Source organism: Nostoc sp. (genome assembly GCF_036919495.1).
Taxonomy (GTDB): Bacteria; Cyanobacteriota; Cyanobacteriia; order Cyanobacteriales; family Nostocaceae; genus Nostoc.
Window position 1 is genome coordinate 1 of record NZ_JBALBZ010000063.1, and the last position, 20,191, is coordinate 20,191.

Annotated in this window: 20 protein-coding genes; 11 read left to right on the top strand and 9 right to left on the bottom strand. The window is 40.8% G+C overall.

Translation table 11 applies throughout. The features are described from left to right. Window positions 1–55: 55 nt before the first annotated feature. The 3 genes from V7K25_RS08150 to V7K25_RS08160 all read right to left on the bottom strand — a co-directional run bounded on the left by V7K25_RS08150 (window position 56) and on the right by V7K25_RS08160 (window position 3,715). Window positions 56–292, bottom strand: a complete 237-nt coding sequence (locus V7K25_RS08150; RefSeq protein WP_335156785.1) for a hypothetical protein — start codon at window positions 290–292, stop codon at window positions 56–58. Between the two features lie 94 nt (window positions 293–386). Beyond that, window positions 387–1,649 (bottom strand): hybrid sensor histidine kinase/response regulator, encoded by a 1,263-nt coding sequence (locus V7K25_RS08155; protein WP_335156787.1) that lies wholly within the window; start codon window positions 1,647–1,649, stop codon window positions 387–389. Window positions 1,650–1,822: 173 nt separating this feature from the next. After that, entirely contained in the window at window positions 1,823–3,715 is a 1,893-nt protein-coding gene (locus tag V7K25_RS08160; protein WP_335156789.1) for an ATP-binding protein, read from the bottom strand. Window positions 3,716–3,996: 281 nt separating this feature from the next. Here V7K25_RS08160 and petN point away from each other — a divergent pair, with 281 nt between their 5' ends. From petN to V7K25_RS08175, 3 genes are all read left to right on the top strand, one after another. Beyond that, window positions 3,997–4,086 carry a cytochrome b6-f complex subunit PetN gene (petN, locus tag V7K25_RS08165; protein ID WP_012408302.1) on the top strand — a complete coding sequence of 30 codons (90 nt, stop codon included), beginning with the start codon at window positions 3,997–3,999 and terminating at the stop codon, window positions 4,084–4,086. A gap of 22 nt (window positions 4,087–4,108) precedes the next feature. Continuing rightward, on the top strand, window positions 4,109–4,255 hold the full coding sequence (locus V7K25_RS08170) for a hypothetical protein (protein WP_335156817.1): 147 nt from the start codon (window positions 4,109–4,111) through the stop codon (window positions 4,253–4,255). A 154-nt stretch (window positions 4,256–4,409) separates the two neighbouring features. Then, the gene (locus V7K25_RS08175) at window positions 4,410–7,538 is read left to right on the top strand and encodes a GAF domain-containing sensor histidine kinase (protein WP_335156791.1); all 3,129 of its coding nucleotides are present in this window, start codon (window positions 4,410–4,412) and stop codon (window positions 7,536–7,538) included. A 136-nt stretch (window positions 7,539–7,674) separates the two neighbouring features. Here the strand turns inward: V7K25_RS08175 and V7K25_RS08180 are convergent, their stop codons facing one another. Together V7K25_RS08180 and V7K25_RS08185 are read right to left on the bottom strand one after the other, a co-directional pair. Continuing rightward, complete coding sequence (locus V7K25_RS08180) at window positions 7,675–7,896, bottom strand: hypothetical protein (protein WP_335156793.1); 222 nt, start codon at window positions 7,894–7,896, stop codon at window positions 7,675–7,677. Next, the gene (locus tag V7K25_RS08185; RefSeq protein ID WP_335156795.1) at window positions 7,865–8,704 is read right to left on the bottom strand and encodes a hypothetical protein; all 840 of its coding nucleotides are present in this window, start codon (window positions 8,702–8,704) and stop codon (window positions 7,865–7,867) included. Before V7K25_RS08185 ends, V7K25_RS08180 begins: the two co-directional genes overlap by 32 nt. Window positions 8,705–9,044: 340 nt before the next feature. Here V7K25_RS08185 and V7K25_RS08190 point away from each other — a divergent pair, with 340 nt between their 5' ends. Beyond that, window positions 9,045–9,677: an alpha-ketoglutarate-dependent dioxygenase AlkB family protein gene (locus V7K25_RS08190; RefSeq protein WP_335156797.1), complete on the top strand. Its 633-nt coding sequence runs from the start codon at window positions 9,045–9,047 to the stop codon at window positions 9,675–9,677. 140 nt (window positions 9,678–9,817) lie between these two features. On the opposite strand, the gene V7K25_RS08195 is transcribed toward V7K25_RS08190, so the two are convergent. The 3 genes from V7K25_RS08195 to V7K25_RS08205 are packed head-to-tail and all read right to left on the bottom strand — an operon-like array spanning window position 9,818 to window position 12,712. Further along, entirely contained in the window at window positions 9,818–11,224 is a 1,407-nt protein-coding gene (locus tag V7K25_RS08195; protein WP_335156799.1) for an NAD(P)(+) transhydrogenase (Re/Si-specific) subunit beta, read from the bottom strand. Then, entirely contained in the window at window positions 11,221–11,514 is a 294-nt protein-coding gene (locus V7K25_RS08200; RefSeq protein WP_100900811.1) for an NAD(P) transhydrogenase subunit alpha, read from the bottom strand. The genes V7K25_RS08195 and V7K25_RS08200 overlap by 4 nt, the downstream gene beginning before the upstream one ends. A 31-nt stretch (window positions 11,515–11,545) precedes the next feature. Then, complete coding sequence (locus V7K25_RS08205; protein ID WP_335156801.1) at window positions 11,546–12,712, bottom strand: Re/Si-specific NAD(P)(+) transhydrogenase subunit alpha; 1,167 nt, start codon at window positions 12,710–12,712, stop codon at window positions 11,546–11,548. 763 nt (window positions 12,713–13,475) lie between these two features. On the opposite strand from V7K25_RS08205, the gene V7K25_RS08210 reads away from it, so the two are divergent. From V7K25_RS08210 to V7K25_RS08240, 7 genes are all read left to right on the top strand, one after another. Continuing rightward, window positions 13,476–13,988, top strand: coding sequence for a DUF2808 domain-containing protein (locus tag V7K25_RS08210; protein ID WP_335156803.1), 513 nt, complete (start codon window positions 13,476–13,478; stop codon window positions 13,986–13,988). A gap of 126 nt (window positions 13,989–14,114) precedes the next feature. Continuing rightward, entirely contained in the window at window positions 14,115–14,249 is a 135-nt protein-coding gene (gene rpmH, locus V7K25_RS08215; RefSeq protein ID WP_094327629.1) for a 50S ribosomal protein L34, read from the top strand. 25 nt (window positions 14,250–14,274) lie between these two features. Beyond that, window positions 14,275–14,697 (top strand): ribonuclease P protein component, encoded by a 423-nt coding sequence (gene rnpA, locus V7K25_RS08220; protein ID WP_335156805.1) that lies wholly within the window; start codon window positions 14,275–14,277, stop codon window positions 14,695–14,697. Then, window positions 14,684–15,076, top strand: a complete 393-nt coding sequence (locus V7K25_RS08225) for a PH domain-containing protein (protein ID WP_335156807.1) — start codon at window positions 14,684–14,686, stop codon at window positions 15,074–15,076. Before rnpA ends, V7K25_RS08225 begins: the two co-directional genes overlap by 14 nt. 228 nt (window positions 15,077–15,304) lie before the next feature. Beyond that, window positions 15,305–16,456 carry a membrane protein insertase YidC gene (gene yidC, locus V7K25_RS08230; RefSeq protein WP_335156809.1) on the top strand — a complete coding sequence of 384 codons (1,152 nt, stop codon included), beginning with the start codon at window positions 15,305–15,307 and terminating at the stop codon, window positions 16,454–16,456. Beyond that, window positions 16,453–16,980 carry a Jag family protein gene (locus V7K25_RS08235; RefSeq protein WP_335156811.1) on the top strand — a complete coding sequence of 176 codons (528 nt, stop codon included), beginning with the start codon at window positions 16,453–16,455 and terminating at the stop codon, window positions 16,978–16,980. Before yidC ends, V7K25_RS08235 begins: the two co-directional genes overlap by 4 nt. 284 nt (window positions 16,981–17,264) lie before the next feature. Then, window positions 17,265–17,783 (top strand): YceD family protein, encoded by a 519-nt coding sequence (locus V7K25_RS08240; protein WP_335156813.1) that lies wholly within the window; start codon window positions 17,265–17,267, stop codon window positions 17,781–17,783. A gap of 171 nt (window positions 17,784–17,954) precedes the next feature. Here the strand turns inward: V7K25_RS08240 and V7K25_RS08245 are convergent, their stop codons facing one another. Beyond that, complete coding sequence (locus V7K25_RS08245; RefSeq protein WP_335156815.1) at window positions 17,955–20,090, bottom strand: NACHT domain-containing protein; 2,136 nt, start codon at window positions 20,088–20,090, stop codon at window positions 17,955–17,957. Window positions 20,091–20,191 lie beyond the last annotated feature (101 nt).

Consider the following 20,191-nt stretch of genomic DNA (forward strand, 5'->3'; position numbering starts at 1 on the left):
GCCAATGTGCCGTCCATACTACAACTTCGCTGTGCCTACCTCAATGGTCAACTTGCTATCTAATGTCTTTGCAAAAATGGGATGCTCCCGTTGCAACTGCACCACTTACCCACAAGTGCCAGTCAAGATCATTTGGCAGACATGCGAGTGTCTGAAAATACTTTGCCAGTACGAAAATATTCAACAGACTAAAAAGAGCAAAAGCAAAACACACAGATAAACCCCCAATTATTCCAGCTTTCAGGGATTCTAGGCGTTCTGCCATCAGTTGAGCATCTAAAGTTGAGTTCACTCTATATAGAAATTAGGGATTAGGTATTGGGATTTTCCTTACTCTTCAGTATGATAAATGTTAGAGCAGCTTTGTAATTAATTAAATGCTGCCCTTATGCGGGAATTTTGATAATAAACTCGGTTCCCATACCTGATTGAGAATTCACTTCTAATACACCTTTGTGTTTCTCTACAACTATTTGATATGCGATCGACAAGCCAAGTCCAGTACCTTTACCAACGGTTTTTGTGGTAAATAACGGCTCAAACAAGCGCTTTTTAAACCGTTCAGGAATACCAATCCCATTATCAGCAATACGAATTACAACCAATTCTTCAGAATCTATTTCTGTTGCAATTTTAATGTGAGGAATTAGATTGATCATTTTACCTAGAATTATAGCTTCATCAAGTGCATCAATTGCATTTGCCAAAATGTTCATAAATACTTGATTCATCTGCCCACTAAAACAGTTTACCTCTGGTAATACTCCATAATTTTTAATAACCTCAATGCCGGGACGATCGCCATTAGCTTTGAGGCGGTGTTGCAATATCATTAGTGTACTATCTAGACCCTGGTGTAAATCAGCAGATATTTTGGTATCACTATCCGAGCGAGAGAAGTTGCGGAGTGAATTAGAAAGGTTCTGAATTCGTTCGCTTCCTACTTCGAGAGAGTTCAAAATTTTTACCATATCTTCAAGAACGAAATTAAGATCCAAATCCTCAATAGCGGTGGTAATTTTGGTTGTTGGGTTTGGATACTCTTGTTCATACAGTAAAAGCAACTTCGTTACTCCTTGAATGTATTCTTGCAAGGGTGGAATATTGCTGGAAATAAAGTTGACAGGGTTGTTGATTTCATGGCCAATACCAGCGATTAACTCTCCTAGTGTTGATAGTTTTTCTTGCTGCACTAGTTGGACTTGAGCTTGTTGCAGAGCCTTGGTGCGATCGCTAACTTGTTGTTCCAAAGATTCAGTCAATTGTTTGAGTTGTAAATGTACGCGCACTCTAGCAATGACTTCCTCTTGTGCAAACGGTTTTGGGATATAATCTACCGCACCAAGGGAAAATCCCTTCGTTTTGCTTTCCGTATCCGATAAAGCAGTGGTGAAAATAATCGGGATGTTCTGGGTAACAGGATTGGCTTTAAGGCGGCGACAAGTTTCAAAACCGTCAATACCGGGCATTTGGACATCCAGCAAAATTAACTCTGGTTGATTGCGTTCGGCTTGAGCGATCGCACTTTCTCCATCGACTGCAACACGGAAACGAAAACCCTCACTATTAAGTGCTTCACACAGGACAGATAAATTTGTCGGATTATCATCCACAATCAAAATAAATCCGTTATTTGCAGTTTTACCCATGATGAATTTTTAATTGAGATTTAACTCAAATTAATTGATGTATTCTTGAATAAAAAATTAGAAATCAGGAGTCAGAATGGGCTAAACGCCCCGCTACCGCTAACAGAATGTAATCAAGTTAGTAACTTACTAACTTACTGAAAGTATTGAAATATTTTCCCAGATTGTTTCATTTATTCTGACTCCTGAATACTTACAATAAAATTTTCCAAACGTTTGAGTTGGAAATTACTAGCAAGTTGGACGATATGCTGGCTAAAAATGCTTAACTGCTCATCAGATGCAGAAAGTTCCTCAACAAGTTCTAAAACTTTTTGGATATCGCCGTCTTGTGTGAGATCGAGTAACTCTTGTAAAACTTCTTTGGCAGGATAAATCATCTCTTTTGATTGATCCAAACCACCTGTATAGGTTTTTTTGATTGCGTCTACCTTAACGTCAAAAATCCATTCTAGTTGCAAAAATTGTCGTAGAATTTCCAGCAGCGTTTCAGCTTCTACAGGCTTTGGTAGAAATGCATCTGCACCTACATCAATACTCTTGTGCTGGTCGATTGCAAATACGCTGGCTGACGAAGCGATGATAGCAATCTCTTTAAATGGCCCAGGCTGACGCAAACGTTCGATCAAATCAAATCCATTCAATATAGGCATCACTAGGTCAGTAATAATCATGTCTGGTTTGTAGAGTAGAGCCTGTTTCCATGCTTCCTCACCCTGACTAGCTTCTACAACAGTAAACCCAACAGGCTCTAGTAAATTTACAATTACTGATCGGTTTTCCCATTTATCATCCGCAATCAAAATGGTGCGCCTTTGTCCTTGATAACCAATAATGGTTCCCTGCTCAACCACTCTAGAAACCTTTGCCCAGTCTTTAGATTCTGGGAATTTTGCTTCAAACCAAAAAGTGCTACCTTTGCATAAGGTACTTTGCACCTGAATTTGACTATCCATCAGCAAAACAATTTTTTGGCTAATTGCTAATCCCAAGCCTGTACCTTCAGATTGTCGTTTCTGATTCCCTACTTGCTCAAAAGGCTGAAAGATTTTCTCGGCTTGTTCAGGGATGATACCCGTGCCGGTATCTATTACCTGAAAGCCAATTTTGTAGTCAGTTTTTCCATTGGCGTTTGGTTCTTGACCAATGACCTGAACTTTGAAGGTGACACTACCTTGATTAGTAAATTTGATCGCATTACTAAGCAAGTTAATCAGTACTTGCCGCAAGCGTTTTTCATCAGCATGAATGCCCGTTGGTAAATCAGGATCGAGTTCAATCTTAAATGCGATGACCTTTTGTTCTGCTCGGATGCGGCAAATTTCAGTTACGCTATCTATAAAGGCAGGCAAGTAGAAATCAACAGGATACAATTCTAGTTTTCGAGCTTCTATTTTGGAGAGATCCAGGACATCATTAATTAGGGTTAAAAGATGGGAACCACATTGATAAATGATGCTGACTCCTTTACGTCCTTTTTCACTTAAAGATTCTGTGCGTTGGAGAATTTGTGTATAGCCCAGAATACCGTTAAGAGGTGTGCGTAGCTCATGACTCATATTGGACAGAAATTCACTCTTGGCTTGGCTGGAGTTTTGAGCAACTTCTTCTGCAACGCGTAGTTCTTTCTCAATGCGCTTGCGCTCTACAATTTCAGTTGAAAGCACCCGATTGATAACTTCTAACTGGGCTGGGCTTGGTAGTATCAGAGCTTGAGGCATGAGATAAAATAACGCAAATGCCGTATATATCGAAATAATGGCAGTTAAAGCTTTTAAACCACCTGCAATCCAATAGTCTGGATGCCAAAGCGTCCAAATATCCATCAAGTGTCCAGTACCGCAGGCAATGATAAAAGCACCAAATAACAAAAAGACTCCATTGAAAGGAACGTCTTTGCGCTTGGAAATAAAGTAAATCAGTAAGAAGGGAATGGAATAATAGGCAAAAGCGATCGTGGCATCAGAAATAATGTGGAGCCAAACTAATCCAGTTTTCCAGAGATAACAATGTCCGTGGGCAACAAAACCATTAGAGTGGAAAGGATAGTTGAAAAACGTTGGCATGATACAAGGGGTGGCTAGATTTGAAATATATACGCATAAGCCTAGTATTCCCAAACTATACAAGTGGGAAAGCACGATCGCTAATTTTTTACACTTGTCTTTATTAATGCCTGAAGTACTAGCGTATTAACAAAAAATGCTGTATCATTTGCGACATCTAATAGACCGTCGTAGACATCGCACGTCCAACTTATAATCTCATCTATAAACAAATCTGAGCCTGCCCAATCCCTGTATGATAAATATTAGAAACCTTTTGTAATTATTTGAAAAGCGGGACTATGGAGATTTTGACACTAGGTTGGGTATCACTGTTAGTTGTGTTTACTTGGTCAATTGCAATGGTAGTTTGGGGACGTAACGGACTGTAGAGGCATCGTGGAAAGTCCATTTTTGAGTATTTTAACAATAGTAGCCATAGTGCTACTCGTAGTAGTCACTGGTGGTATTGGTTATTTGACCGTGGCAGATTGGCGCGATCGCCGTCGCCGAGATGATGACAAACGCACCAGCCGCAGCGCCACTCCTAAGCGGCGATAATTTTCTTGTGGTTGAGAAATGTTTTTGTAGGGACACGATATTATCGTATCCCTACACTATTTTTTCTAGCATTCCCAGAAAATAACTGTTACCTTTGCGATCGCAACGGGAATCATGAGATAGAAGACTTTCAATATTTAAAGTCCCACTGGGAATGGAAAACTCCTCTACGACTCAACCCATAGAACCAAATTCAGAACAGCAAGAATCTCATTCAGATGTGACATCCTCCTTACATCAGAATGAGCAACAAAAAACCTTATCTGGAGTTATTGCCCGTATCCGCGAGTCTCTAGATATAGAAAACATCTTCAAAATTACAGTCACTGAAGTACGCCAGATTCTGAAAACCGATCGGATTGGCGTGTTTCGTTTCTATCCTGATTTGGCATGGGAAGGGGAATTTATCTATGAAGATGTGGCAACAGAATGGGATTCGGCACTAGCAACCAAATTGCGCGACCACTGCTTTAGTGAGGAGTTCATAGGGCTATATCAGCAAGGTCGGATTAGAGCAATACCTGATATTTATCAAGTTAATGCTAGTGATTGCTACATCCAGATTTTAGAAAGATTCCAAGTACGTGCTAGTATAATTGCCCCCTTGATCAAAGGTAAAGATTTATGGGGATTGTTGTGTATTCATCAGTGTAGTAGCCCTCGGCAATGGGAAGCATCAGAAATTGAGTTTGTGCAATTAATCGCCGGACATCTGGGAGTTGCTTTACAGCAAGCAGATTACCTGGAACAAGTAAAACTACAATCAGCAGAACTAGCACAAGCAAAGGCCAGAGAAAAAGCAGCCCAATGGCAAAAAACCATAGCCATAACCATTGAGAAAATTCGTCAGTCTTTAGACTTGGAAAACATTTTCCACACAACCACCGGAGAACTTAGGCACCTGTTAAATGCTGACCGCGTGGCTATTTATCGCTTCAATCCAGATTGGAGTGGTGAATTCGTGTTTGAATCAGTGGCAGAGGGTTGGATTTCCCTGATAGATGAGCAATTCCAGCGGCCAGAAGTGAGTGAAAACGTCAGTGAATGTAGTGCCAAAGATTTAGCTAAACCTCCAGTCGCTGACACCTACTTACAAGATACAGAGGGTGGTAGCTTCAGTCGCTGTGAAGTTTACCGTGTTTGTAAGGATATCTACAATTCAGGCTTTAGTAACTGCTACATTAAAATCTTAGAGATATATCAAGCAAGAGCTTATGCGATCATTGCCATTTACCACGGTCAGAAGCTCTGGGGCTTGCTAGCAGTGTACCAAAATGCCAGAATCCGTGATTGGCAAAAAGATGAGGTTTACTTGCTTACCCAAGTGGGTACACAACTAGGTGTAGCTTTGCAGCAAGCAGAATTTATCCAACAAATGCAAACCCAAGCAGCAGAGATTAGCAAAGCTGCCGAAAGACAAAGAGCGTTAGCGAACACCGTAGAAAAAATTCGTCAGTCTCTTGATATTGAAGCCATCTTTAAAACCACAACTCAAGAAGTCCGTCGGTTATTAGAAGTAGAACGAGTAGCAATTTATCGCTTCTATCCCGATTGGAGTGGCGAATTTGTCGCTGATTCTATTGTTGATGGCTGGACACCAATGCTTAAGCCGCAGCCTGTGACAGAAGGCGTTTTTCTACAAGGAAAGCAGGCAGTTAAGTATGCACGAAATGAAGTTTTTGTCCCAATTTCTCAGGGCGAGAAGTTGTGGGGATTGCTAGTAGCTTATCAAAATTCCCAACCTCGTTATTGGCAAGATGAGGAAATCAACTTATTGGCGCAAGTTGGCGTTCAATTGGGGGTAGCATTACAGCAAGCTGAGTCTTTGAAACAGATGCAGGTGCAAACCCAAAAACTGGCTCAAGCTGCTGCACGAGAACGGAAAGCAGCCGAAAGAGAAAAGGCATTAGCCGCAACGGTGGAAAAAATTCGCCAGTCTCTTGATATTCATACCATCTTTGCCACCAGTACAGAAGAAGTCCGGCGGCTATTGGAAGTTGATCGAGTCACAATCTATCGATTCGGGGCTGATTGGAGTGGCAAATTTGTTGCTGAGTCTTTAGCTCAAGGTTGGACACCAATAAGGGAAATTGTACCTGTAGTTGCAGATGATTACTTACAAGAAACGCAAGGCGGAAGGTTTGCTAATGCTAAAAGTTGTGTCATTAAAGATATTTACAGCGCCAATTATTCTATTTGTCATATTGCCCTGCTTGAGCTAATGCAGGCTAGGGCATATATGATTGTGCCGATTTTTCAGGGTGAGAAACTCTGGGGATTACTAGCAGCTTATCAAAATATCAAGCCCCGTGATTGGCAAGAGGATGAGGTAGATTTGCTGATGCAGATTGGTACTCAGTTAGGGGTAGGACTTCAACAAGCGGAATTACTCGAACAAACTCAACGTCAAAAAGAAGAAATTACCCAGACTCTTAAAGAATTACAGCACACTCAGAGCCAGTTGATTCAAAGTGAAAAAATGGCAGGTTTAGGGCAGTTAGTTGCTGGTGTAGCACATGAAATTAACAACCCGATTAGTTTCATCTATGGCAACATCACTTATGTTACTGAACATGCCGAAAATTTATTAAAATTACTGCGCCTCTATCAAAAACAGTATCCTAAGATAACAGGAGAAATTCAAAAGCAAGCAGCAGCACTAGATTTAGATTTCATTAGTGATGACTTACCTAAAGTTCTGACTTCAATGAAGATAGGGGCAGATCGGATCTCTCAACTAGTCTTATCATTGCGAAGTTTTTCTCGACTTGACGAAACAGGAATGAAGCCCGTTGATCTTCATGAAGGCATCGACAGTACTTTGTTGATTTTACAACATCGACTGCAACCAGAGACTAATTCTTTTGCTATTGAGGTAGTTAAACAATATGGTGAATTACCTCCATTAGTCTGCTATGGGGCCCAGATAAATCAGGTGTTTATGAATATTCTTAACAATGCGATCGATGCACTAGAAAACTCAGCAACTAGTAGAAAAAAAATTGACAATCCTAAAATTTGGATTCGTACAGAAGTGATATCTGGGAATACAATTCTAATTTGGATTGCTGACAATGGTTGTGGAATTCCAGAGATTAGGCGATCGCGCATTTTTGAACCTTTCTTTACCACCAAACAACCTGGACAAGGTACTGGCTTAGGATTATCTATTAGCTACCAAATTATTGTGGAAAAACACGGCGGTAATATCAAGTGTGTTTCTGAACCTGGCAAAGGCTGTGAGTTCTGGATAGAAATCCCGATAAAACGGACAGCTAGTTAAGAAAGAAATCAGGCGATGCCTTCTCTACGAGAGGCTACGCCTTTTTTGACGAACCTTATTAGGCGCAGAGGACACAGAGGAAGGAGAGGGCGCTCGCTCTTTTTAACGAACCTTATTAGGCGCAGAGAACACAGAGTTAGAAGAGGAGGCGATCGCACTCTGGATATATAGCGATCGCTCTTTTTAAAGAACCACAGAGGCGCAGAGTACACAGAGTCAGAAGAGGGGCGATCGCACGATGGAGATTTTGCAGGCGATCGCTTTTTTTAACGAACCACAGAGGCGCAGATAAATTAGTGAGGTTAAGTAATTGCCGCTTTAGTTTACTACTCTTTACGTCCAACACGATACGCAACATCAGCAGTTATTTTTGGATTACCAATAGCTTGAAACTTTTCAAAATATATTTCTAAGTCATTTTTATCTTCATGATTAGGTAAAGACATTCTCCCAGTTTTGTTGTTGATAATATTAATACTATTGTCTTTAGCCAGTTTATCAAACCAACCGTAAAAACTGGGGTTATTATTATCAACAAACAAGAATAATGATCCCGGTTTAGCTTGACTAAATAAGTTGGCAAAATATTCATTTGCTACATCTTTCAATGTATATACCTCAGACATGAAATAAATCATTGTAAAAAGGTCTGATTGAAAATACTTATTATATGCCTGCCAATCATCTGGCTTAGTTACATCTAATGGTAAATAAGAAGTTGATATGCGAAAAAGAGGATCAATTTTATCATCTACATCATACCAAGACTCTGCCCATGTTTTCTCTTTATCACAAAGTTGGAATTTAACTGTAGGTGACTTTTTATTAGTCATCAGATACTTCAATATTCCTAAAAAGTCACTTCCTGGTCCTCCTCCGATACAAGCTACGTTGACTTTTGAATTGTTAAATAAATTGCCTAAATTATCATCTTGTTCGATAAGAGTACAGACTAAGTTAGCATGAGATGTTACATAGGTATAAATATAGGCAAATCTAGTAATAGGGTCACTATAAGTAATATTGTTTCCAGTTAATAAACTCGTATATTCTTCCCGCAAATATTTTATTGCTTCTTTAATATCATTATCTTTGTTTACACCATCTCCAGGTATTTGACTGTACGCTTCATCTAGAACAGACTTAATAATTTGAAAACAGTTCATAAGAATACTCAACGTTATGAAGTGATCAAGGCTACTATATAATGCTTTTTTGGAAATTTTAATACTCAGTAATAATTTTAAGATTGTTTTAATTTTTATAGCAATCCTAATTTAATTTCAGAATATATAGTATTTTTGTACTATAATGTGAATAGCAGGTTATGTGGTTGAAAAATTTGATTTTTCTAACTTTCATCAAAATGTGTCTTGTCCATTACTCATTTAGAATTGCTATTTAATGTGATAAACTTCATATATTAGCAATATTAGAAGTAATTTAATTTGAGATAATTGACCATACATTGCAAGAAAAATTATAGATATTAATTGAAATTATTTCATGTTTAATCAACTATCGATCTGGGAAGAGGGAAATGATAAGAGTAGGTATCAGGGTGAAAAGTTACCTATGCAAAATGCTGAAGTAATCTATTACCAAAATTTCTTTGATGGGAACGAGAGTAACCAATTATTTGTTGAATTATATGAAACTACTTCTTGGAATCAAGAATCTACAATACTTTTTGGTAAACAACTTAAGTTACCAAGGCTTACAGCTTGGTATGGAGATCCAGATAAATCCTATTCTTACTCCCAAATCACAATGCAACCTTTTTTATGGACTCCTGTATTAATCAATATTAAATCTAAAATTGAATCTTTATCTAAAATTAAATTCAATAGTGTGTTACTTAATCTATATCGTGATGGTAAAGACAGCGTAGCTTGGCATAGTGATGATGAAGCAGAGCTTGGAGAAAACCCTGTAATTGCTTCTGTGAGTTTCGGAGCTAATCGTCGTTTTATGTTTAGACATAAAATACAAAAAGAATTAAACTACGAAATTCAACTTACTCATGGAAGTTTACTAATCATGAAGGGAACTACACAGCACTTTTGGCAACATCAAATACCTAAAAAAAATAAACTTACACAATCAAGAATAAATCTTACTTTCAGACAAATTAAATAACCGTTTTTTAGATAAAAATAGGATAAATTAATCGGGATAAAATACACAAAAAAACTTGCCCCAGAAGCATCAAACCCCCAAGGCAAGCCAACTCTCTACATTCTTTCTTTACTCCGCGTTCTCTGCGCCTCTGCGGTTCGTTAAAGTTGCTTCACTTCCGAAACCAACTTCGCCACCATATCCTTCGCACTACCAAAAAGCATCGTGGTTTTATCCTTGTAGAACAACTCATTATCTACACCGGCAAAACCCGTACTCATCCCGCGCTTAATCACAATCGTCTGCTTCGCCCGATCTACTTCCAAAATCGGCATACCATAAATCGGGCTATTTGTATCACTCCGCGCCGCCGGATTTACCACATCATTTGCCCCAATTACTAAAGCCACATCCGCTTGATCAAACTGGGGATTAATATCATCCATGTCGTACAACTGGGTATAAGGCACATTTGCCTCCGCCAGCAACACATTCATGTGCCCCGGCATTCTACCAGCAACGGGGTGAATAGCATACTTGACATCAACGCCCATTTTTTCTAACTGATCTGACAATTCCCGGACGCTATGTTGCGCTTGGGCAACTGCCATACCATAACCAGGCACAATTACCACAGAACGGGCATAACCCAACATCATCGCCCCTTCTTCAGGATCGATGCTGCGGACACTTTGATCGGTTGCACCACCAGTTGCAGCACCACCACCAGAACTAGAACCTGTACCAAAAGCGCTGAACAGCACACTAAATAAGGAGCGGTTCATCGCCTTACACATAATTTCGGTGAGGATTAAGCCAGATGCTCCCACCAAAGCACCAGCGATGATTAACATATTGTTCATCACCACGAATCCCGCCGCCGCCGCCGCCACACCTGACAACGAGTTCAACAGCGAGATTACTACTGGCATATCGCCGCCACCAATGGGGATGACGAACATCACGCCCAGCACCAATGAAACGCCAACCACTCCCAAGAATATGGGTAAGCTATCTGGTGTGATGATTAAATAGGCACTGCCTACTATATAAGCACCCAGAAGCAAGAGGTTAAATGGTTGCTGGAATGGAAATGTAATCGGGGAACCGCTAATTAAACCTTGCAATTTCGCAAAGGCTAAAAAACTACCTGTGAAGGTAATACCACCGATTAACACGTCCAATAGTATGGAAACGTTGACATCTAGGGGTATCGGCTGCGAACTATCTAACAACCGCCAGAATTCGGCAACAGCTACTAATGCCGAAGCCGCACCGCCCAAACCGTTGAGTAAACCCACCATTTGGGGCATTTCCGTCATTTGGACTTTGTAGGCAACGATCGCACCAATTCCCGATCCAATCGCCAAGCCCAACAATATCATCTCGTAGTTCAACACATGCTGATCGAGCATTGTCGCCACAATTGCCAGCAGCATCCCCACAGCCGCTACGATATTACCGTTTCTCGCTGTAGCAGGCGATCCCAGCTTTTTCAAGCCCAGAATGAATAACGATGCAGCGACTAAGTACGTCAGCTGAATGCCAGTTGGTAAAAAGTCGCTCACGCCTTAATCTCCTTCTTCTTGAACATTTGCAACATTCTGTCTGTCACTAAAAAACCGCCTACAACGTTGACTGTCGCCAGTACCACAGCAATCAAACCGAGAATTACGGACACACTTGTGTCTCTCGCACCAGCAGCAACTATTGCTCCAAGTACCGCAATCCCAGAAATCGCGTTTGAGCCTGACATTAACGGCGTGTGTAGAGTCGGTGGTATTTTGTTGATGACTTCAAAGCCGATAAAAGATGCCAACACAAATACAAACAAAGCAGCAAGTAATGCCTCTGTCATGAAATCAAAACTCCTTATGGTAATTTGGCTATTAACCTGCTCCAACGCCGCTCAAAGCTTGTAATGCATCCCGCACTCGTTGATTGCGAATTTCACCAGCGTGGGTAACGCAAGCTGCATCAACGATGTCGTCGCTAAAGTCTACTTGCAAAGCTTTGTCTTTAATTAGCAATTGCATCAACGATGTTACGTTTTTGGCATACAATTGGCTGGCGTGAATTGGCATTGATGATGGGAGATTGATGGGGCCGATAATTGTTACACCGTTCCACACAATATCTTTGCCGGGTTCGGTACAGGCGCAGTTACCACCCTGATCGGCAGCCAAATCTACAATTACTGAACCGGGTTTCATTTGTGCCACCATTTCTTCTGTAACCAGCCGTGGTGCTTGTCTCCCAGGAACTTGAGCAGTGGTAATCACCACATCAGAATTTTTGACGTGTTCGGCGACAACTTCTTGGGTACGTTGTTTACTAGCCTCAGAGATTTCCTTGGCGTAACCGCCAGCAGCAACGGTTTCTTCGTCTAATTTGACTTCAACAAATTTTGCCCCTAAGCTTTGCACTTCTTCTTTAACGGCGGGACGAATGTCAAAGGCTTCTACTACTGCTCCCAAGCGTCTGGCGGTGGCGATCGCTTGCAATCCGGCTACACCAGCGCCCATAATAAATACTTTCGCTGGAGCGATCGTACCTGCGGCTGTGGTTAACATCGGAAAATATTTCGGTAATGCAGCTGCGGCAATTAATACAGCCTTGTAACCTGCTAATGAAGCTTGCGAGGACAAAGCATCCATACTTTGCGCCCTGGTAGTACGGGGAATCATTTCCATACTCAAGGCTGTAACTTTACGATTTGCTAGTTGCTGTGCTACAACGGGGTTTCCCAAGGGATTGAGGAAACTGAGTAAAACAGCCCCTTCCTTTAATAAGTCAATTTCTGAGCGTCCATCTTCTCGTTCTTGTGGGGGGCTGACTTTCAGCAGAATATCTGTTTCGCCCCATAGTTTGGCAGTATCGCTGATTATTGTGGCTCCTGCTGCTTCATAGTCAGAATCGCTGAAAAATGATCGTTCTCCTGCACCTGTTTCTACCCAAACTTCCAAACCTTGTTTTACCAATCGAGCAACGGTGTCAGGAATTAATGCTACACGACGTTCACAAACTTCAATTTCTTTAGCAACTGCTATTCTCATGAAATCTCCTGAAGATAAATACCTAATCTCTGCCAAGTAAGCGACTGTCTAGATGAGGCGTGTCCCACACTCATAGTACTTAGGCAGGAACATCACCCATGAATTTTACTTGTAGATTGAACAAAAGAAACTTTCCTCTCCCACTCTTAGCTGTCCAGGCAAAGCTTGACTTTGCCGTTCGCAGATGTCATATTTTCAGATAGTTGCAAACAGGGTTACGTATTGCACATCCTAAGTTGATTCCCAAATTTTGCATCTTTATCTTCAGCTTGTTTTCGGGATTGAGAAATTTTGGTATTCCTTTCTTATAGAGTAATATTGACCAAATTTTGAAAGCTTTATAATTATCCAAATCAAATTTTAATAATTACGACTCTGATTCCAACTTATTTTAATCAATTTAGCCCAACTTAACTGGCGATCGCTGAGGGCATGCCTCAATTTTTATAACAAAATTCTCAAATTTAGATACACTTGTACATATTTGGAAACACAATCCAACCGCGCTTGTGTTTGTATTGAGTTCAAAATTTGACCAACCTAGTCATCAAATCAGCACTCTGTAAGGGTGATGAAGTAAATTGATTACATAGTAAATTTATAACTAAGCAATTTTGCTGTCGCCCAAAGCTCAATGAGGATGGCACTTTTTTTTATTATTAAACGTCAATTGTCAGGAAGTCAGTAGTAAAGTTTAGTAACGAATACTAACACACAGTTATTTTAGATAACAGATTTATATTTTGGTAGAGGAAGCCTGATTATGCGACGTTTACTTTCTGCTTTAGCCGTTACTAGCTTTCTGGTTACTGGATTACCAGCCTTGACTTGGGCACAAAGCTTACCTGGATTTACACTGTTTAGCGGCGTCAAACAAGAAAATCAGCTGCCCTTTAGGTTAGATTTTGGTGGACAAGCCAATGGTTGGGATCGATACATATTAAGGATTCCAGCCCAAAAAATGAAATTGGCTGTTGGTCAATTTGCCATTACTTACCCTGATTATTACAAAGGAACTTTTGACCAGAAGAAAATTGAAGTCCGAGTCAAAGGTAAAGCAGTTCCGCTTTCTGAGGTGAAGTGGGACAAAGAAGGTAAGCTGATTAATATTTTTCCCCAAGAGCCAGTACCAGCAGGTAGTGCAGTTGAGGTAGTCTTATCTAACGTTAAAAACCCAGCCTTCGGCGGAGTTTACTATTTTCGCTGTCAAGTTCTCTCCCCTGGCGATGTGCCACTATTGCGCTACATGGGAACATGGATTGTGAGCATCAATTAAGAGTGGGGAGCAGGGAGCAGGGGGAGAAAGAATAACTAATGACAATTCCCTATTCCCTATTCCCTAATAAAGTAATACAATTAGAGATTGTGAGTTTTTATAAAAATCACCTAAGAGGAGAAGAGTATGAAAAGAACACTGGGCGGTACTAGCCGTAAGAGAAAAAGAACCTCTGGTTTTCGCGCCAGAATGCGGACACCAGACGGCAGAAACGTGATTAGCGCTAGAAGAAGAAAGGGACGTCACCGTTTGAGCGTTTAGGGAATATTAAGCTAAAAGAACATCTGTGGCTTTGCCTAAAGCAAATCGGCTAAAATCCCGCAAGGATTTCCAGGCAGTTTTCCGGGAAGGGATTCGGCGTCATGGCTCTTATTTAACATTGAGAGCCTTAAAGCCGTTATGTTCAACAAAACCTTCTTTGTCCACTGCCACCCAGACTACACAAACAGCTGACTCAGCACATCTTGCCAGTACGCGGATTGGCATTTCCATAAGTACAAAAGTCAGCAAAAGGGCAGTGGTTCGCAACCGAATCAAACGGCAAATTGCTTCTGCTTTATATAGCTTGCTCCCCAAATTATCACCAGGATGGCGGCTAGTGTTCATTGTCAAACCCACAACAGCAGAATCTAAGTGCGTAAGCCCACAATTTCTGCAAGAATTAGAGCAGTTGTTGGCACAAGCTGAGGTGTTCGATGGGAATTCGTGAAGATGTTTATTATGAAGGTGGCCCCCATATTGGGGATTTAATTGTCAACCTGTTAATTGGGCTAACTATTGTCGGGATACCATTAACAGTTGGGGCAATTGTCAGAGCATTGTGGCTGCGTTTCCGCATCACCGATCGCCGAATTACCGTGATAGGAGGTTGGCAGGGACGCGATCGCACTGACATAATTTACTCAGAAATTGTCAAAGTCGTCACAGTTCCCCGTGGAATTGGTTTGTGGGGAGATATGGTACTAACCCTAAGAAACGGCAGTCGTCTCGAATTGCGGGCAATTCCCAAGTTTCGGGAAGTCTATGACTACATCAACGAAAGAATTGCTGCGAAAAATCCCGAATATAGCGCTGCTGCTAACAAGTGATGGGAGTAGGGAGTAGAGAGTAGGGAGTAGGGAATACAAAATTTACTCAGATAAAATCCAAAGTTAAAAACTTCCTACTTACCAAAAATTACATACCACTCCCAATTGCCCACTCCCCACTCCCTTTTTTTGGATGTGCGGCTATCCGTAGCGAAGGGTAGTCGCACATAATTTATGATTTAGATAAATTAGATTCAGTTTACAGTACCTCAGGTTGAATTCAGAATAATGGATTTTGGTATCGGCTTTCTCTCGAACAACGTAATGCTGCCAATCATAGATTTCTTCTATGGTATTGTGCCTAGCTACGGATTGGCGATCGTTGCTTTGACCCTGATAGTCCGCTTCGCGCTCTATCCCCTGAGTGCTGGCTCAATTCGCAACATGCGGAAGATGCGAATTGTACAACCTCTGATGCAGAAGCGGATGGCAGAAATCAAAGAGCGCTATAAGGATGAACCGCAAAAGCAGCAGGAGGAAATGGTCAATGTTCAAAAAGAATTTGGCAACCCCTTGGCAGGCTGTTTTCCATTACTAGTGCAAATGCCGGTCTTATTAGCGCTGTTTGCCACTTTGCGGGGTTCGCCTTTTGCAGGTGCTAACTACAGCGTTAATCTGCAAATCTTACCCGCAGAACAAATCGAACAAATTCAACCGCAAGCCTTTGCCACTGCTCCTCAAAACATTTATGTTGCTGATGGAGAACATGTAAAAATAGCTGCAATCCTTCCTAGTGGTAACAAACTAGCGGTGGGAGAACAAACTAAGATTCAATATCAGACTATTGAAGGCAAACCATTTCAGGTACTCTTAGCAGAACACCCAGAAAATAAGCTGATTCCTGATTGGAAAGTCACCAAAGGGGAAGATAGGGTAAAAATTGATGCTAATGGCAATGTAGAAGCCTTGCAGCCTGGAGAAGTCACTATTCAAGGGACAATTCCTGGACTAGCAGCAGACAAAGGCTTTCTATTTATTGATGCCTTAGGCAGGGTTGGCGCAACTGATCCAGATGGCACAATCCACTGGGATATCGTCGCCATGATCGTCTCCTTTGGAATCAGCCTTTATGTTAGCCAAATGCTTTCTGGGCAAAATTCCAGTGGAGGCAATCCGCAGCAAGATACAGTTAACAAAATCACTCCAGTTATTTTTTCTGGGATGTTTTTGTTTTTCCCCTTGCCTGCTGGGGTACTGATGTATATGGTGATTGGTAATATTTTCCAAACCGCGCAAACTTATCTTCTATCCCGCGAACCTCTACCAGAAGAACTACAAAAAATCGTAGCAACCCAAGAGAAAGAAGCAGTAGTCGCAGAACAAAAGGCATTGCCATTTGAACCAAAAAGTGCCAAGAAAAAGGCTACAGGGGGATCATGAGCAATATTCCCATGCAGCGAGGTCAACAGTGGTTAAAAACCCTGCTGGAACTCACTGGAATACCTTCTGAAATTCAGGGTCATTTAGAAACTGCCCAATCTCAAGACGGCGATTCTTTAGAACCAGATAACTATTGGTTAACAATTGACCAAACTAATTTGACGACAGAACAAATCCAGATATTAATTGGTGCTGATGGTTCTGTGCTAGATGCGATTCAGTATATAGCAAATTCGGTTTTAAACTTGAGCCAACCCCTTGAGGAACAAGCTTCTTACACCATTGAGTTGAATGGCTACCGGGTTAAAAGAGAAGCCGAAATTCGCGCATTAGCAGAAGCAGCAGCCGATGAAGTGCGTTTTTCTGGTAGAGAAGTAGAAATCAAATCTCTCAGTTCTGCTGAACGGCGTCAAATCCATACCTTCTTGAAGGAGTTTGGAGATTTAGAAACCTTCAGTCGCGGTAAAGAGCCGCATCGTAATCTGGTTGTCCGTCCAGCTTCCTTGGAAGGAGTTGGGAGTTAGAAGTCATTCAACTTGAGATTTTAGATTTTAGATTTTTTATTCAATCCCTTCGGGTGACGCTCGTACCTCGCTAACAGCAGTCGCTCATGGGGGAAACCCCCAAGACCGCGCTGCTTCACCAAAATCCAAAATTCAAAATCTCAAATTGGCAGAGTCAGGAGTTAATTGAAAACTCATAACTATATAATCTCACAATTCCTCTTGTTGCCTAAAATAAAGATGTAGTATCAGTATTCTTGCTGGTAATGAAGATAAATTCTTAGTGAGGATGTCTCACAAATCCTATGGACGCAATTTTTATTCCGCAGCTAACTAAAGCCCCGGAGCGGACAGAGGAAGTTCAGGTTCAGGAATTTCTGCCTGGTCTGGAAACGTTGACACCAGTTCGAGGTCATGTGCGCGTTGAGCATCATGGTAATTACCTGGAAGTGTCCGCTCAGGCAGAAACAATTATTACTTGTAGCTGCAATCGCTGTTTGCAGCAATACAACCGACGTTTAGGGCTTGATACCAAAGAAATCATCTGGTTAGACGAAACTGCAAATCAAGTAAATGACTTGCCTTTAGAAAGGGAAGTAATTATGGAAGAGTTGCTTGAAACCTTACCGCCCGATGGTTATTTTTATCCCAACGAATGGCTGTATGAGCAAATGTGCTTGGCAGTACCTCAGCGCCAGCTGTGCAGTAGGAATTGTCCAGGTATTCCTGTAAGTAGTACTGTTGATATTTCTGATAGTCCTGAAACTCCAGTTGATAACCGTTGGGCTTCTCTGGAAGCACTGAAAAAGCAACTTCCGGGATAGACAAATCACTTCAATCTCGTTAACGCGCTATTAGTAGCGCGTTAATTTTAATTAGTTAATTATTATACCTTTAGGTACACAGTAAAGCTAGGAACTGAAAGTATTTAACCATAATAATAAACACAAACTAGCAAAAAATGTTATTTATTTATGATTATGATTATACTTAATTTAGTCTTGGCTAAGTGGTTGATTTAATCGCCTTCCACACTTGGTACAGAAGTTGAAATTCGCCGGATTAGTGCAACTACAATTATTACATACTATATTTTTTTCAACTGGAGTTTGAGATGGAGTGCCTGGATTAAAATTGTTGGTTGAATTAAATTCAGTGAGTGCATTATTCCTATCAGCAGACTGATGAATTAGTTGTGAAGTTGGTTGAATAAATGCTGGCTCCATTTGGGCAAAATGCTCTAGTAGCATTCTATGGACAAAAATGTAACTACCTCCAACTTTTTGCACAAAGATGTGTTCAGTAGCATAGTCAAGAAAGCGGACATAGTTTAGAGGTATGCAATCCTGGCTGTAGAGAATGAGGCGTAAGGTAAAATGTTGCAGCCAAGCTTTACCACCCCCAAATACTAGCCCAAACACTAGTCCAAACACTATCCCCAATTGCAGCCATTTTTCTTCTCCGAAGATTTGTCCACCAATTAATCCCCCAAATAATCCGCCAAGTAATGCGCCAATTAATCCCATTATCACGGCATTCTTGCCTGAGTTCCATATCCCTTGGTTAGGAGTTGTTTTTGTCTCTATCTCTGGCCCCCTCAGTCCACCTAATAACCCTAAAATCAGCCCACCAGTTAGCCCATATAGTAATCCTAATTGCAGCCCCTCAATGATCTCCGGTTGAGTGTTAGCTAGCTTAAAAACCAGTCCTATAATTAGCCCCAGAAATAATCCACCTAATATTCCATTTCTCAGAGATTTTCTGGCTTCTTGCCAAGACCATCTCAAAGTTTCAACTGGTTTTATTTCTGTAGTACTCAAGCATACAGTCAGTACACCAGTGATTACACCAATATACATTCCATTTATTGATTGACTTATCAAATTGCCGATTAACCCACTAATTATTACTATAAATAGGTAATTGAGTAATTGATAAAGCATTTTTTGGAATCGATTTGACAACCAGGTAGGCTGTATTCTTTCAATAACAAAGACCGTTTGAGACTTCTGAAACATCTGTTGTGCTAGCCAAATTAGCCAGCGCATTGCTTGCACTTTTGAGTATATTGGCTCATATTTATGACGCTTAAACATCCGTTCAATGTAAGCATCAAACAGGTGCTTTCGGCGTTCTTCTTTAGAACCTGCATTAGGTAAATCTTCAATTTTCTTACCCTTATAAGCCAGAGTCATGACGCTTAAAGTTAGGGGAGACTTGGCTAACTCTTGCAATGTAGTATCTTCTTGAAGCAATGTTTTTACTGCTTCCAGTTGTTCACCAGCCCTGTCTAAATATTGTTTAACTTGCTGAAAAGTCAAAGATTGGATGCAGATTGCACCTTGCAATTCTAAACGATTAGAGAGAGCTTCATAATCTCGAACACGACTTGTCACCACAATTTCAATCAGCCCATGTTCTTGCATGAATTGGTTGATGGCTTGAATGCAGGTTTCCCGACGCTCAATTTTCACCTCATCTAAACCATCTAGTAGCAGTAATAGTTGTTGGTCTTCAATCCAGACTTTACCAAGCGCTTTAGAAATTTGATATGTACTATTCAATTCCTCAATCAGCCAATCAGCAATTGTTTGCTGTTTATTTCCCCAAGAAGATAAGTTCAGCACTACTGGAATAGGTTGGCTCAAATCTTTTTCGGTACGAGCAATTAATTCTTGTGCCAGCTTCAGGAGAGTGATCGTTTTACCCGCGCCAGGTTCTCCTAAAATCAATAAGGTTCGTCCTTTTCCCATCTGATTGAAGACATCAGTAACACTTTTCCCTTCAGGTAAGATTTGCCCAGACTCATGAGGAATTTCTTGGACAATGCTAGATGGGCGTTTTACTGCGTCTAATCGTTCTTCTAATCCCAAATCAATTAGACTTTTGGTATACAAAGATTTTTCTAGTACACCTTTAATCCAATAGTGTTTGACTTTATTAAGTAAAACTTCTCGGAAACGGTACTCCTGTTTCCCTGAAGGAGGTTTTACCTCCCTGTGACCTATTAGTTTAGCTAGACTGAAGCTTTCATTCACAGTTAGGTACTGAATTTGGTGCAAGTCGCGTCCAGCCTGTCCAATTTGAGCTTCTCGAATCAAAGCACCATCAATATTAAGATTTTGAGTCATAACCTTTTTGGTTCTTCCGCTACTTTTATGGCGAGAATCAAAATTAATTAGATTTTAACAACTACAATTTAATATAAAAAATGGTTAAAATTTAGATATTG

Coding starts and splice junctions, on each gene's coding strand:
- V7K25_RS08155 (WP_335156787.1), bottom strand. CDS start 1,649: ATGGGTAAAACTGCAAATAACGGATTTATTTTGATTGTGGATGATAAT.
- V7K25_RS08160 (WP_335156789.1), bottom strand. CDS start 3,715: ATGCCAACGTTTTTCAACTATCCTTTCCACTCTAATGGTTTTGTTGCC.
- petN (WP_012408302.1), top strand. CDS start 3,997: ATGGAGATTTTGACACTAGGTTGGGTATCACTGTTAGTTGTGTTTACT.
- V7K25_RS08175 (WP_335156791.1), top strand. CDS start 4,410: ATGGAAAACTCCTCTACGACTCAACCCATAGAACCAAATTCAGAACAG.
- V7K25_RS08180 (WP_335156793.1), bottom strand. CDS start 7,896: ATGTTGCGTATCGTGTTGGACGTAAAGAGTAGTAAACTAAAGCGGCAA.
- V7K25_RS08185 (WP_335156795.1), bottom strand. CDS start 8,704: ATGAACTGTTTTCAAATTATTAAGTCTGTTCTAGATGAAGCGTACAGT.
- V7K25_RS08190 (WP_335156797.1), top strand. CDS start 9,045: ATGTTTAATCAACTATCGATCTGGGAAGAGGGAAATGATAAGAGTAGG.
- V7K25_RS08200 (WP_100900811.1), bottom strand. CDS start 11,514: ATGACAGAGGCATTACTTGCTGCTTTGTTTGTATTTGTGTTGGCATCT.
- V7K25_RS08205 (WP_335156801.1), bottom strand. CDS start 12,712: ATGAGAATAGCAGTTGCTAAAGAAATTGAAGTTTGTGAACGTCGTGTA.
- V7K25_RS08210 (WP_335156803.1), top strand. CDS start 13,476: ATGCGACGTTTACTTTCTGCTTTAGCCGTTACTAGCTTTCTGGTTACT.
- rpmH (WP_094327629.1), top strand. CDS start 14,115: ATGAAAAGAACACTGGGCGGTACTAGCCGTAAGAGAAAAAGAACCTCT.
- V7K25_RS08225 (WP_335156807.1), top strand. CDS start 14,684: ATGGGAATTCGTGAAGATGTTTATTATGAAGGTGGCCCCCATATTGGG.
- yidC (WP_335156809.1), top strand. CDS start 15,305: ATGGATTTTGGTATCGGCTTTCTCTCGAACAACGTAATGCTGCCAATC.
- V7K25_RS08235 (WP_335156811.1), top strand. CDS start 16,453: ATGAGCAATATTCCCATGCAGCGAGGTCAACAGTGGTTAAAAACCCTG.
- V7K25_RS08240 (WP_335156813.1), top strand. CDS start 17,265: ATGGACGCAATTTTTATTCCGCAGCTAACTAAAGCCCCGGAGCGGACA.
- V7K25_RS08245 (WP_335156815.1), bottom strand. CDS start 20,090: ATGACTCAAAATCTTAATATTGATGGTGCTTTGATTCGAGAAGCTCAA.